The sequence below is a fragment of the Streptomyces pactum genome (assembly GCF_016031615.1).
Taxonomy (GTDB): domain Bacteria; phylum Actinomycetota; class Actinomycetes; order Streptomycetales; family Streptomycetaceae; genus Streptomyces; species Streptomyces pactus.
The window spans coordinates 980,094-993,002 of sequence record NZ_JACYXC010000001.1 but is presented as its reverse complement, the minus strand read 5'-3'; the positions used below and the strand labels follow the sequence as shown (position 1 = coordinate 993,002).

The window sequence follows — 12,909 nt, the reverse complement described above, 5'->3', positions numbered from 1 at the left end:
TCGGCCGTGGTGGTCGCGGTCGACCGGGGCCGGCCCGGACGGGGGTGTCCTCCCCGGCCGGCGGTCACCGGCCGGGGGCGGGCCCGGTCAGGGGGCTGGTTCCGGGTCCGCGCCGTCGAGCAGCGTGTTGAGTTCGGCGTACGGGATGGCGTCGGCACCGAAGGTGAAGGTGCCGTGGTCGAGGATCTCGCGGGCGGCCCGGTGGAGCGCGCCGAAGGCCGCCCGGGACATCGCCGACCCGACGCTGATCCGCCGCACCCCCAGGGCGCCCAGGTCCGCCACGGACAGCCGCAGCGCCCCGCCCATCAGCACGTTGACCGGGCGTTCCACGGCGGAGCACACGGCACGGACGGCCTCGGCGTCCGGGAGCGCCGGGGCGTACAGCACATCGGCGCCGGCCTCCTCGTAGGCCCGGAGCCGGCGGATGGTGTCGTCCAGGTCCGGCCGCCCCTGGAAGAAGTTCTCGGCGCGGGCGGTCACGGTGAAGGGCAGGTCCAGCTCGCGCGCGGCGGCCACCGCCGCCGCCACCCGCTCCACCGCCTCCTCCAGCGGCCTGACCGGGTCCTCCGGCCGGCCCGTGGAGTCCTCGACCGACCCGCCGACCAGTCCCGTGGCGGCGGCGAGCCGGATGGTTTCGGCGACCTCCTCGGGGGTGTCGCCGAAACCGCTCTCCAGGTCGGCCGTGACCGGAAGGTGGGTGGCGGCGGCGACGGCCCGCGCGTTCTCCAGGACCTCCTCGCGGCCGGTGCGGTTGCGGCCGTCCGGACGGCCGAGGCTGTAGGCGCAGCCGGCGCCGGTGGTGGCGAGGGCGGCGAACCCCATCCCGGTCAGCAGGCGCGCCGATCCGGCGTCCCAGGGGTTGGGCACCACGAACGGGTGCGGCCCGGCGTGCAGGGCGCGGAACTCGGCGGCCTTGCGGCGCTGGTCGTCGGTGGGCTGACGCATCGGGACTCCTGTGCGGTACGCGGGGTGCCGGCCCGGCCCCGGCCGGGGCCGGCGTGAGCCGTTCACCCCCGATCCCACCACGCCCCGCCCCGCCGGGGCGCCTCGGGACGCCGCCGGCCGGGGTCCTATGCTGCGGCGAACGACGGAGACGCACCGCACGACGGCGAAGGAGACACCGTGAAGGTCGCCTGCATCGGGCTCGGGGACATCGCCCGGAAGGCATACCTGCCGGTCCTCGGCACCCTGCCCGGGGTGGAGTTGCACCTGCAGACCCGCACCCCCGCCACCCTGGAGCGGATGGCGGCCGTGCACCACGTGCCCGCCGACCGCTGCCACACCGACCTCGACGCGCTCCTCGCCCAGGACCTGGACGCGGCGTTCGTGCACGCGCCCACCGCCGTCCACCCCCCGATCGCCACCCGGCTGCTGGAGGCCGGCGTCCCGACCTACGTGGACAAGCCGCTGGCCTACGACGCCGCCGAGGCCCGGCGGGTGGTCACCCTCGCCGAGGAGCGCGGGGTGAGCCTCGCGGTCGGCTTCAACCGGCGCCACGCCCCCGGTTACGCGGGATGCCTGGACCAGCCGCGCGACCTGATCGTCCTGCAGAAGAACCGCGTCGGACTGCCCGCCGATCCGCGGGAGTTCGTCTTCGACGACTTCGTGCACGTCGTGGACACCCTCCGCTTCCTGGTGCCCGGCGAGATCGACCGGGTGGACGTGCGGGCCCGGGTGCGCGACGGGCTGCTGCACCACGTGGTGCTCCAGCTCGCCGGGGACGGCTTCACCGCCCTGGGCATCATGAACCGGTCCAGCGGCTCCACCGAGGAGATCCTGGAGGTCTCCGGCGGGGACACCAAGCGGCAGGTGGTCAACCTCGCCGAGGTCGTGGACCACCGGGGCCGCCCCACCGTGGAGCGGCGCGGCGACTGGGTGCCCGTCGCCCGGCAGCGCGGCATCGAGCAGGTGGTCCTCGCCTTCCTCGACGCCGTCCGCGAGGGGCGCGTGCTCAGCGCCCGGGACGCGCTGGCCACCCATGAGATGTGCGAGCGGGTCGTCACCGAGATCCTGGCGCAGACCGGCGCCTGAACGGTGCCGCGGGCCCGCGGTCCGTCGCCCGGGTGACGCCCGCGGCCCGTCGCCCTCACCGGGTGACGCCCGCGGCCCGCTCCGCGGGGCGGCCTCCACCCGCGGCCGACCGGTCGGGGTCGGCCGGCCGCGGGCCCGCCGCCGGCCGGCCCGGCGGGTCCGGTTCCCGGCCGGCCCGGTACCCCGCCGGTCCCCGCCCGGCCACCGTGTCCGGTCCGGCGCCCGGTGCGGCCGTGCCGGGCGGACCTTCCTCCGCCGATCCGGCGGGTACGGGAACCCGCTGCCGTGCGGCGCGCCCGCGGGGCAGCCGGCGGTGCGGGGAGCGGCCGGGGAACTGGGCGCCCGGCGGTGCCGTCCGCCCTACCGGAAGCCGGTGCCGGTCCGGGGCCCGACGCGGGTGGCCGGCACCCTCACCACGTCCTCAGGAGGACCCCGATGTGGCCCAGCATCATCGCGGTGGCCGGCACCCTGCTCGGCGGCGCGCTGACGGGACTGCTCCAGTACCGGATGGAGCGGGCCGCCCGCGCCGACCGGCGGGAGGAGGCGCTGCGTACCGCGCTGGGCGAACTGGTGGCCGCCCTCGGTGATCACCGGCGGGCGATGTGGCAGCGCGAGGACCTGCGGCTCAACGGTGCCGGCCGGGAAGCGGTCGAGGCCGCCCGTTCGGCCTCCCACGCCACCCGCTCCGCCGTCACCGCGCCGCTGGTCTCGGTCTCCGTCCTGGACCCCTCGCTGGCCCCGCCGGCGCGCCGGGCCGCCCTGGCCGCGTTCGACCTGCGCGGCGCGGCCGACCACGCGGCGCTGGCCGACCGCCGGGCGGCCGCCATCGCGGCGACCGACGACCTGATCGCCGCCGCGGGCCGCGCCCTGCGCGCCCGGTGACACCCGGGCCCGGCGGACCCGGCCGGCCCACGGTCCCGGCGGGGCGGGCCGTCGGAGCGGTTCCGGGTCGGCCCGGGACCACGACGGGTGGGACGGGCTCCCGGAGGATGGCGGGCGGTCCGGCGGCCGGGCGGGCGGCGGTCCGTCGGCCGGGCGGTCAGAACACGTCGGGCACCGGCACCGGGCTGCTCCCGGACGGTGACGGGTGGGCCGGCGGCCCGTCGGCCGGACGGTCAGAACACGTCGGGCACCCGCACCGGGCGGGACCCGTTCGCCAGGGACTCCGCCCCCGCCACGCCGACCAGCGACGCGGCCACGGCCGGGCGGACCGGGACCAGCGGCGGCTCGCCCCGCTCCACCGTGGCCCGGAACGCCTGGAGGACCCGCACCGTCCCCTCGGCCTTCCGCTCCACCGGCCGGCCGTCCAGGAGCAGCGGGGGCGCGGTGCGCTCCTCCTCCCGGGTGCGGCCGTCCTCGCAGGCCCACGCCTCCGCCCTGACCCGCACCGACCAGGCCCGCTCGCCGGCGGCGCGCACGGACTCCGCGAGCGCGCGGGTGCCGCGCACCGACAACCAGCTCCAGTGGCTGTCCGGTTCGCCCTGGAGGAAGCCGTGCCGGGTCACGGCGAGGGCACCGGTGGACAGCCGTACCGCCATCACCACCGCGGCGCGCGGGTCCGCCTCGTCCACCGAGAACGCGGTCACCTCCACCGGCCGCGCGCCGGTGAGCGCCAGGACCGGGGAGAGGGTGTGGGTGCAGTAGGCGGTCGGGGCGATGCGGCCGCGCCAGTGCGCCGGATCGCCGATCAGCGACGCCACCTCCCGCGGGGACATGCCGTGCAGGTAGTCGGCCTCGATCAGGCTGACCCGGCCCAGTTCGCCGGCGTCCAGTGCCTGCTGGATCAGCCGGGTGTGCGGATGCGCCACGTAGTTCTCGGCGAAGGAGTACGTGGCCGCGGAGCGGTCCGCCGCGGCGACGAGCCGCCGGCCCTGGGCGGCGTCGGTGCACGCCGCCGCCTCGGAGAGCACATGGACGCCCTGCTCCAGGAAGGAGACGGCCATCGGCGCGTGCCCGTCGAAGTCGCCGGCGAGCACCACCCCGTCCGGGCGGTGCGCGGCCAGCTCCTGCCACCGTCCGGTGACCGCCGCCCCCGGCAGCTCCGCCCGTGCCGCCGCGCGTCTGTCCGGGTCGCGGTCGCACACCGCCACGACCTCCATGCCCAGCTGCCGGCACCACGACGCCAGGTACCGGCCCATCCCGAACCCCACCACCCCGATCCGCATGCCGGCATCCTCGCCCGGACACCCCTCGCCGCCGCAACCGGTTTTCCACCGACGGGAGTTGGGCCGGACGACGCGACCTGCGGCCCGGAGCCGGGAAACCGGCCGCGCACCCGGTTCTCCGCCCCTCCGGGGGCCGGCCGGTGGCCGTACCCATGCGTGAGGGCCGGCGGGGCGGTGGTCCTCACCACCGCCCCGCCGGCCCCTGGAGTCCGGTCCCGCCGACCGGCCGGCGCTGCCGCGCGCCGGCCGGATCAGCCGTGGGTCACGGTCACACCTGCTGCCACAGCGAGGGCGTGTTCGGCGGCTCCCAGCCCGGCAGGGCCTGGTGCCCCTGGAGGCAGCGGTAGGTGGCACCGCCGTAGGTGACCTGGTCACCGGCCTGGTAGACGGTGCCCGCCGCCCAGGTGCCGCCCGGCTCCTCCTCCGGCGGCTCCTGGGAACCCCCGGTGGTCTTCAGGGTCAGCCCGTACGCCTGCAGCAGCGGGTTGATCGGCTGGAAGTACGTGGTGCCGCCGCTGGAGCAGTTGCCCGACCCGCCGGAGGTGACGCCCTGCGCCTGGTCGCCGGAGATGTACGAGCCGCCGGAGTCACCGGGCTCGGCGCACACCGACGTCCGGGTCACCCCGGTGATGGTGCCCTCCGGGTAGGTAACGCTGGTGTTGTGCTGCTGGACGGTGCCGCAGTGCCAGCCGGTGGTCGAGCCGGACCGGCAGACGGACGCGCCGACCGGGGCCTGGGTGGACCCGGCGACCGGGATGTTCGACCCGCTGCGGCTCACGTACGGGGTGGCCGTCCAGTTGCTGTTGGTGGCCACCCAGGCGATGTCCCGGCCGGGGAACGTGGAGCCCTGGAAGGTGCCCTGTGCCACCTGGTTGAAGCCCTTGGTGCTGGTGCCGACCTTGCCGCAGTGGCCGGCCGTGGCGAAGCCCTGCTGGCTGCCCTTGGTCACCGCGAAGCCGACCGAACAGCGGCCGCCGCTGCCCATGTAGTAGGCGTCACCACCGCGGATGTCGTGAAGCGGACGGGGCTTCTCGGCGGTGGTCTCCACCCGCACCAGAGAGCGGTCGGCGCCGCCGGCGGTGAGGAACGACTCGGCCGCGGCCCGCTGGTTCGCCTTGACCACCAGGGTGTTGGCCCGCACGTCCACGTACCACACCGGAACGCCGTCGGGCGCGGCGTGGCGCGCCGCCCGGTCCAGCGCGGCCTTGGCCGCGTCCAGTTCGGCCAGCGAGTGGGAGACGACCTGGGCCCGTGCGCCCTCGGCGGTGATCCGGGAGGCCTCCGCCGGGTCGGTGGTGGCCACCGTCAGCGTGCCGGAGTCGGCGCCGCGCACCCAGGAACCGGCGTAGGAGGTGCCGAGTTCGGCGCGGAGCCGGCCCGCGGTGGCGCCCGCCTCCGCCTCGTTGGCCAGCCGCTGACGGGCCTGGGCGGGGGTGATGCCGAGGTCCCGCTGCATCGCCGAGAGGACCTCGGGTGACGCCGGGACGGCGGCGGGCGCGTCGGGACGGTCCGCGGCGGGCCGGGCCGCCGCGGTACCCGGTAGGGCGGTGAGGGCCAGCGCACCGGCCGCGGCCATCGCGGCACACGCGACCGCGGCTCGGTGACGGAGATGACGCATGGGGATGCTCCTCGGATTCGGGTGGGGGGAGGTGCCGAAACCGTAAGCGGAACCAACGGCCGAGCCCCAGATATCAGTTGATCCCCCGCCCGGCGTTATGGAGGCCGGGCGGCGGACCGCCCGCCGCCCGCGCGCCCGGCCCGGAGGCGGGCCGCGGACCGGACGGCCCGTCGCCCGGCCACGGATCCGGTCCGGTGGCCGTACGGTCCGCCAGCCACCGGGCGTAGCTCTCGCTGCGCGTGGCGGCCTCGGCATAGGCGGCCCGGGTGTGCGCCACCACCGCCGCCGCGGACTCCGGGGGCACCGAGCCCGGGTGCCAGCCCACCAGGTGCCGCCAGCTCAGCGGCGAGCCGGCCAGCGGGCGGGTCACCATCCCCGGGGTGTTGGGGAACGTGGCCCGGCACAGCCCGACGGCCCGTCCGACCTGGACCAGATGGACGCAGGAGGTGGTGTCGGTCTCGTACAGACGGGTCGGCGCGAACCCCGCCCGGGCGCAGGCGGCGGCGAAGCAGTCGCCGAAGCACCCGTCACCGGGCACGCTCGTCCACGCCTCGTGGGCGAGCTGCGCCAGCTCGATCTCCCGGGCCCCGGCGAGCGGATGGTCGTGCGCCACCATGACGAAGACCGGGTCCCGTGCCACCTCCCGCCACGCCAGCCGCTCCGGTTCCGGCGGCGGGCTGTCCCCGCAGGTGCCGATCAGCGCGTAGTCCAGCCGCCCCTCGGCCACCGCGGTGGCGATCTCCCGTTCGGACCAGGAGATGTGGGTGATCACCGGTGCCCCCGGGTAGACGGCGGCCAGCCGGTCGACCAGGCCGCCCAGCAGCGGACCGGTGGTGGCGCCCAGCCGGAAGCCGGGCGCCTCGTCCGGGCAGCGGGCGAACCGCACCGCCTCCTCCTGGAGCTGGTGCACGGCGGGGAGGACCAGACGGGCCCGGGAGAGCACCAGATGGCCCAGTGGTGTGGCCCGCACCCCGTACCGCCCGCGATCGAAGAGCCGGCCGCCCAGGGTGCGTTCGATCCGTTTCAGCTGTGCACTGAGCGCGGGCTGGGCCAGGCCGAGCGCCGAGGCCGCCTTGGTCAGGCTGCCCGCATCGGCTATCGCCTGAAGCGTCTTCAGATGCCGCAACTCCAAATCCATGCTGTGAGCTTGCGGGCCGGGGCCCCCGGCGGCAATACGCCGGTCCAGACCAATATCAGGGATAACAGCGATCATCCGGCGTCACCGGGAGGGGTCCCGGCGTCCGGGGCGCCGGGCCGGGGCGCCGGGCCGCGCACCCGCACCGCGCCGCACGGCAGCGGCGGCGCGCCACGCCACACCGCGCCGCCGTACCGCCCCTACCGCACGGTCCCGCCGCCCGGGAGCGACGGGACTGACACCCGGGAGCGCCGGGGCTGCCGCCTCACCCGTGACCCGGGCCCCGACGGGCGCCGTGCGCGCCGGCCCGCGCCACCGCCGGGTGCTGTCGGTGCCGGCGCGGCGGCCCGCGAGGGAGTGGCGGCGTGATCCCGTCCGCTGCCGGTGAAGCGCACCGGCCGGCCGCAGGACGCCGAGCCCTGCGGCCCCGCGCACAGCGCAGGTCCCGACCGGTGGCACGCCGCCGGTGACCTCCCTGACCTCCCGCTGTCCGGGCCGACGGTTCCGGCGACCGCCGGCGGGGCCGTCGTGGCGTGCGGCGCGGACCGGTCCGGCCGTCGGTCGGTCGGCCCTCGACCGGTCGGCCGTCGGGCGGATCGCGGCCGAGGACCCCTTCGTGGCGGCCGGCGCCCGTCGCCGGGTACGCCGTCGCCAGGATCGCCCCGGGGCCCGTCCACCCCGCACCGGCCGGCCCTGCGGCGGGGTGAGCCCGGCCGCGGCCCTGGCGGTGAGCGCCCGTACGCGGCCCGGCACCGGGCGGGCCGCCGCGGTCCGGCCCGGCGCGCAGGGGCTCCGCACCGGCCCCGCGCCGCGCGCCTCGGCCCCCGCGCGCCCGTCGGCGCCCCCGCCGGCCGCGCCCGTGGGCCGGTCGGCCGCAGGGCGGCGGGCCGTCCGGAGGAATCCGCGCGCCACCCGGCACGGCGCGGCGCCGGCGGCGGGGCGCCGGGACACCGTGGATGTTGATCGGACAGTCCTACGGATGTGAGGTGCGCGCATGTCGGAACGGAACCGGGCGGTGAGCCGCCGCAGTCTGCTCGCCGCCGGAGGGACGGTGGCCTCCGCCGTCGCCATGACGGGTGAGCCGGTCGCGCTGGCCGCGACCCCGGCGTCCCGGCACCCCGGGGGAGGGGACGCCGGCCGGGCGCGGATCGACGTCCACCACCACTACACCGCGCCCGCCTGGGTGGACTGGGCGGAGCGCGCGGGGCTGGTGCGGCGCGCCGAGCTGCCGCCCTTCGCCCGCTGGGACGCGGCGTCCACGCTGGCCCTGATGGACCGGGCCGGGATCGCCACCGCCGTCCTCAACCCGACCTCCCCGGGGCGGTACCGGTCCGCGGCCCAGGCCAAGGAGGGGCTGTCGGTGATGTACCGGGCCCTGGACGAGCTGGTCCGCGCCCACCCGGGCCGGTTCGCGTTCGTCGCGCCGCTCTTCCCGGAGGACCTGGCACTGTCCCGGTGGAGCCTGCGGCGCGGCTTCGACGAACTGGGCGCGGTGGGGGTGAGCCTCAAGGCGAACGCGGGCGGGGTCTACCTCGGCGACCGCTCCTACGACCGGCTCTTCGCCGAGCTGGACGAGCGGGCCGCGGTGGTCCTCACCCACCCGCTCGACCTGCCGGGCGGGCGGCCGGACGTCCCCACCGTCCCGGGCGTCCCCAACTTCATGTGCGACTTCCTGCTGGACACCACCCGGGCGGCGGTGAACATGATCGTCCACCGCACACTGGACCGCTTCCCGCGGGTGTCGGTCGTCCTGCCGCACGCCGGGGGGTTCCTGCCGCACATCGCCACCCGCCTGGAGTCCCAGGGCCGGATGTGCACCCCGCCGGTGGAGCCCGCCCGGGTCCGTGACCACCTGCACCGGTTCTGCTACGACACGGCCGGGCCGATGTCGCCGGCGGGCACCCTGGTGGCCACCGTGGGCGCCGGCCGGCTGCTGTTCGGCAGCGACTGGCCCGCCACCCCGCCCGGTGTGGTCACCGGCGTCGCGGTGCCCGGCCTGGACGCCGACCCCGCCCTCACCCACCGGCAGCGGCGGGGCGTCAACCGCGACAACGCCCTGCGGATCATGCCGCGGCTGGCCCGGTACGTCCGCCCCCGGGGCGACCGCCGCCGGTGACGGTGCGCGAGGGGACGTGACGGAGGAGCCGCGGGGCGCGGGCGACGGGGACCGGACCGGGGGCCGTCCGGCGCGGACGGCTACACTGGTCCGCAGCGAAGGGGAGTAGTCCCGCGATACCGGCTGATCGACATACTGGACGTCCGCGGACGTCCCGGTCACCGGGCCCGCGCACACCGTGCACGGGTGGACGAGACCTTCGGCCGAGGCATGACCCGAGCCCGCGCGTCCGCGTGCGGGCCGCTCCGTCGTGCCGGGCCGAACGGTTCCTCCCGTCGCCCGTCTGGGTGCCGTACGAGCCCGCGGCCCGGCCCCAGCAGAAAGGCACGTCCCCCTCCATGGCTTTCGACCCCCTGGCGATGCTCACCGCCTTCGGGCTGATCTTCCTCGCCGAACTCCCGGACAAGACGATGTTCGCCTCCCTGGCGATGGGCACCCGCATGCGCCCGCTGTACGTCTGGTTCGGCACCTCCACCGCGTTCGTCGTGCACGTCGCGCTCGCGGTGGGCGCCGGCAGCCTGCTGAGCCTGCTGCCCGGCACCGTGGTGAAGCTGGTCTCCGCCGCCCTGTTCGCCTTCGGTGCCTTCGTCCTGCTGCGGGGCGGGGACGACGACGAGGACGACGAGGGCGGCAACACCGTGACCGGCTTCTGGCCGGTCTACACCACCGCCTTCATGGCCGTCTTCATCAGTGAGTGGGGCGACCTGACCCAGATCACCACCGCCAACCTGGCCGCCACCAAGGCCTGGCTGCCGGTCTCGATCGGCGCCGCCGCCGCCCTGATGTCGGTGTCGGCGCTGGCGCTGCTGGTGGGCCGGTTCATCGCCAAGCGGGTCCCGCTCAAGACGGTGCAGCGCATCGGCGCCGCGTGCATGGCCGGGCTCGCCGTGTGGACCCTGGTGGAGGTGTTCACCGGCTGACCGGCACGGGCCGCCCCTCCCCGGGCACCGCCGTACGCCCCGCCGCCGCGCCGGTGCCGGTGCCGACGCCCGGGCACGTCGGGCGGCGGGGCCCGAGCGGCGGCAGTGGTCCGGGTCCGGACGAGGCCGTGCGGCGACCGTGGTCCGGTCCGGGCGATGCCCGCGCGCCGTACCGCCCGGCGGGGCCGTGCCGCCCGCGCGCCGTGCCGGTGGCCGCGCACCGGGCGGAGGGCCCCCGGCGCCGCCGGTGCTTTCTCGTGGTCCTCGCCGCTCCGCGGTACCGGCGGCCGGGCCCGCCGGGTCCTCGTGAGACGGTGTGGACGATCGAACGGGGAGGTGCCGGTATGGCCGTGTGGGGACTTGTCGTCGAGACGACGGTGGGCATGGGCGAGCGCAAGCACGTCGAGGCGTATGTCCTGGGACATGTGGAGGGCGAGCGCGAGGAGGCCCTGGCGGAGCTGGAGCGGCGTGCCCGGCAGCACACCCCGGAGCACCCCCGGAGCCCCAGGCGCCGCCGGCTCTTCCGCACCTCCGACGGGTTCCTGCTGGTGACCGACGGCTCCTGGCAGTCCTTCAGCACCCGGTTCACCCTCGCCGAGCTGCTGGAGGACTCGGCCGCTCCGCGGCCCCCCGCGGCCCCGGAGCCGGAGCCCGGGTCCGGTCCGGAGCCCGGCACCGGTCCGGCGGCGGGGCCGGGGCCCGCTTCCGGACCGGAGTGCGACGAGGACGGGGTGCCGCTGCGGCCGGCCTGGCTGGGCCGGCCCGACCTCTCCTGACCGGCCGCCCGGCCGACGCCCCCGTCCGGTGACGGCCGCCACCGGCGCACGGCGTCACTCCCCGGGGGACGGCCGGCCCCGCGTCCGCCCACCACGACGGCGCACACCGACCGGATCCGGTGCGTACGGCCGGATCCCGCGCGCCCGGCCGGCGCGTCAGGCCGCGGCGGCCGTGGCCCGCGCGCGGTACCGCCCTGGTGTGATTCCGAACTCCCGGCTGAAGGCGTGCGAGAGCGCGTACGGGCTGCCGTAGCCGACGCGGCGGGCGATGGCCGCCAGCGGGTCGGTGGTGTCCCGCAGCCAGGTGGCCGCGAGCGTCAGCCGCCACCAGGTCAGATAGGCCATCGGCGGGCGGCCGACACGGTCGGTGAAGCGGCGGGCCAGCGTCGCGCGGGAGACCCCGGCCGCCGCGGCCAGCCGCTCGGTGGTCCACGGGGCCGCGGGGTCCTCGTGCAGCGCGCGCAGGGCGGCGGCGGTCACCGGGTCCTCCGGTGCGCCGGGCCGGGCACCGCCGGTCTCCCGGTCCAGCCAGACGCGGATCATGTGGACCAGGAGCAGGTCCAGCAGGCTGGGCAGCACCGTGCCGGAACCGGGCCGGCGCGCGTCCAGCTCGCCGGTGAGCAGGTCGAGCGCGCCGCGGAGCTCGGCGTGGTCGCCCGCCCGGCCCGGCAGGTGGATCACCGCGGGGAGCCCGGCCAGCAGCGGATGGACGCGCCGGCGGTCGAGACGGTACTTGCCGCACACCATCTCCACCTCGCCGCCGCCGGCCCCGGTGACGGACGCGGGGTCCCACCGCTCGAACGGCACGGCCCGTGCCACGGCCGCCGCGTCGGCCGGGGAGTCGGCGAGCACATGACCGGTGCCGTGCGGCAGCAGGACCGCGTCGCCGGCCCGGAGGGCGACCGGGGCCCCGGCGTCGGGCAGCAGCCAGGCGCGGCCCTCCCGGACGACGTGGAACCCGGCCCCGTCGTACCGGGCGAACCGTACGCACCACCGGCCGGCCACCCGCACCCGCCGGGCCGAGGGCCGGCCCAGCCGCACCGCCGCGACGGCGTCGCTCACCACGTCCACCGGGCCAGGTTATCGGCCGTCCGGCGAACCCCGGGGCGCCGCCGAGACGGTGGCGTATCCGGCTGAGCGGAACGGGCATTGAGCGGCTCGTCCGGCCCTTCCTAGGGTCCGGTCCATGACGGATGAACAGCCGCGAGGCGTCCTGCTGGGAGAGGTCGAGGTGCTCCGCGTCGTGGAGTGGTCGGGGCCCTTCGCGCCCGCCGGTGAACTGGTCCCCACGGCGCCCCGCGAGGAGTGGGAGCGCAACCGCGCGTGGCTGGCGCCGGACCACTGGGAGCCCGGCAGCGACCGGGCGGTGATGGCCCTGCAGTGCTGGGTGCTGCGCAGCAACGGGCGGACGATCGTGGTCGACCCCGGCGTCGGCGACGGGCGGGAGCGGCCGGGATCGCCCGCCTTCCACCACCGGCGGGGCGACCTCCCGGGACGGCTGGAGGCGGCCGGCGTCCGGCCGCAGGACGTCGATCTCGTCGTCAACACCCACCTCCACGCCGACCACGCCGGCGGGAACACCACCGCCGCCGGGGAGGAGTGGGTCCCGGCGTTCCCCAACGCCCGCTATCTCCTCCCGGCCGCCGACGACTTCCACTACGGCCCCCGCAACGGCTACGCCCGGGGTCTGCGGGAGGACGACCGGCTGCTGTACGAGGACAGTGTCGCGCCCCTCCACCGGGCCGGCCGGGTCGTGCTGTGGGACACCGTCCACCGCATCGACGAACACCTCACCCTGGAGGAGGCGCCGGGACACACCCCCGGCTCCTCGGTGCTGCGGCTGGTGTCCGGGGACGACCGGGCGGTCTTCGTCGGCGACCTGCTGCACAGCCCGGTGCAGATCCTCGACTCCGCCCGGAACAGCTGTTTCTGCCTGGACCCGGAGCTGGCCGCGGCCAGCCGCCGCCGGATCCTGGAGCGCGCCGCGGACGAGCGGGAACTGCTGGTCCCCGCACACTTCGGCGGCGCGGGCGCGGTCGAGGTGCGCCGGGAGGGCAGCCGTTTCGTGCCGCGGGCCTGGGGGGTCGCCGGCACCGGACGGTGAATCCGCGGGCGGTCGCCGGCACCGGACGGTGAGGCGGCGGGCGG

The 12,909-nt window shown here is 77.2% G+C and carries 11 protein-coding genes; 6 read left to right on the top strand and 5 right to left on the bottom strand.

Features of this window, described 5'->3' with window-relative positions; all coding sequences use genetic code 11:
- Positions 1–87: 87 nt before the first annotated feature.
- Positions 88–945, bottom strand: coding sequence for an isocitrate lyase/PEP mutase family protein (locus IHE55_RS03905; RefSeq protein ID WP_197987736.1), 858 nt, complete (start codon positions 943–945; stop codon positions 88–90).
- A 177-nt stretch (positions 946–1,122) separates the two neighbouring features.
- Here IHE55_RS03905 and IHE55_RS03900 point away from each other — a divergent pair, with 177 nt between their 5' ends.
- Both IHE55_RS03900 and kilB read left to right on the top strand, forming a co-directional pair.
- Positions 1,123–2,031 carry a Gfo/Idh/MocA family protein gene (locus tag IHE55_RS03900; RefSeq protein ID WP_197987735.1) on the top strand — a complete coding sequence of 303 codons (909 nt, stop codon included), beginning with the start codon at positions 1,123–1,125 and terminating at the stop codon, positions 2,029–2,031.
- 435 nt (positions 2,032–2,466) lie between these two features.
- Positions 2,467–2,913, top strand: a complete 447-nt coding sequence (kilB, locus tag IHE55_RS03895) for a plasmid transfer protein KilB (RefSeq protein ID WP_197987734.1) — start codon at positions 2,467–2,469, stop codon at positions 2,911–2,913.
- Between the two features lie 233 nt (positions 2,914–3,146).
- On the opposite strand, the gene IHE55_RS03890 is transcribed toward kilB, so the two are convergent.
- The 3 genes from IHE55_RS03890 to IHE55_RS03880 all read right to left on the bottom strand — a co-directional run bounded on the left by IHE55_RS03890 (position 3,147) and on the right by IHE55_RS03880 (position 6,952).
- A complete protein-coding gene (locus tag IHE55_RS03890; RefSeq protein ID WP_197987733.1) occupies positions 3,147–4,196 on the bottom strand; it encodes a Gfo/Idh/MocA family protein in 1,050 nt (349 codons plus the stop codon).
- Between the two features lie 268 nt (positions 4,197–4,464).
- Entirely contained in the window at positions 4,465–5,814 is a 1,350-nt protein-coding gene (locus IHE55_RS03885; protein ID WP_197987732.1) for a carbohydrate-binding protein, read from the bottom strand.
- 73 nt (positions 5,815–5,887) lie between these two features.
- A complete protein-coding gene (locus tag IHE55_RS03880; RefSeq protein ID WP_197987731.1) occupies positions 5,888–6,952 on the bottom strand; it encodes a LysR family transcriptional regulator in 1,065 nt (354 codons plus the stop codon).
- A 991-nt stretch (positions 6,953–7,943) separates the two neighbouring features.
- On the opposite strand from IHE55_RS03880, the gene IHE55_RS03875 reads away from it, so the two are divergent.
- From IHE55_RS03875 to IHE55_RS03865, 3 genes are all read left to right on the top strand, one after another.
- Positions 7,944–9,065: an amidohydrolase family protein gene (locus IHE55_RS03875; RefSeq protein WP_197987730.1), complete on the top strand. Its 1,122-nt coding sequence runs from the start codon at positions 7,944–7,946 to the stop codon at positions 9,063–9,065.
- A gap of 338 nt (positions 9,066–9,403) precedes the next feature.
- Positions 9,404–9,985, top strand: coding sequence for a TMEM165/GDT1 family protein (locus IHE55_RS03870; RefSeq protein WP_197987729.1), 582 nt, complete (start codon positions 9,404–9,406; stop codon positions 9,983–9,985).
- A gap of 344 nt (positions 9,986–10,329) precedes the next feature.
- Positions 10,330–10,761, top strand: a complete 432-nt coding sequence (locus tag IHE55_RS03865) for a hypothetical protein (RefSeq protein WP_197987728.1) — start codon at positions 10,330–10,332, stop codon at positions 10,759–10,761.
- A gap of 156 nt (positions 10,762–10,917) precedes the next feature.
- Here IHE55_RS03865 and IHE55_RS03860 read toward each other — a convergent pair whose 3' ends face one another.
- Positions 10,918–11,832, bottom strand: a complete 915-nt coding sequence (locus tag IHE55_RS03860; protein ID WP_197987727.1) for an AraC family transcriptional regulator — start codon at positions 11,830–11,832, stop codon at positions 10,918–10,920.
- Positions 11,833–11,947: 115 nt separating this feature from the next.
- On the opposite strand from IHE55_RS03860, the gene IHE55_RS03855 reads away from it, so the two are divergent.
- A complete protein-coding gene (locus IHE55_RS03855; protein ID WP_197987726.1) occupies positions 11,948–12,865 on the top strand; it encodes an MBL fold metallo-hydrolase in 918 nt (305 codons plus the stop codon).
- The last annotated feature ends 44 nt before the right edge of the window (positions 12,866–12,909 follow it).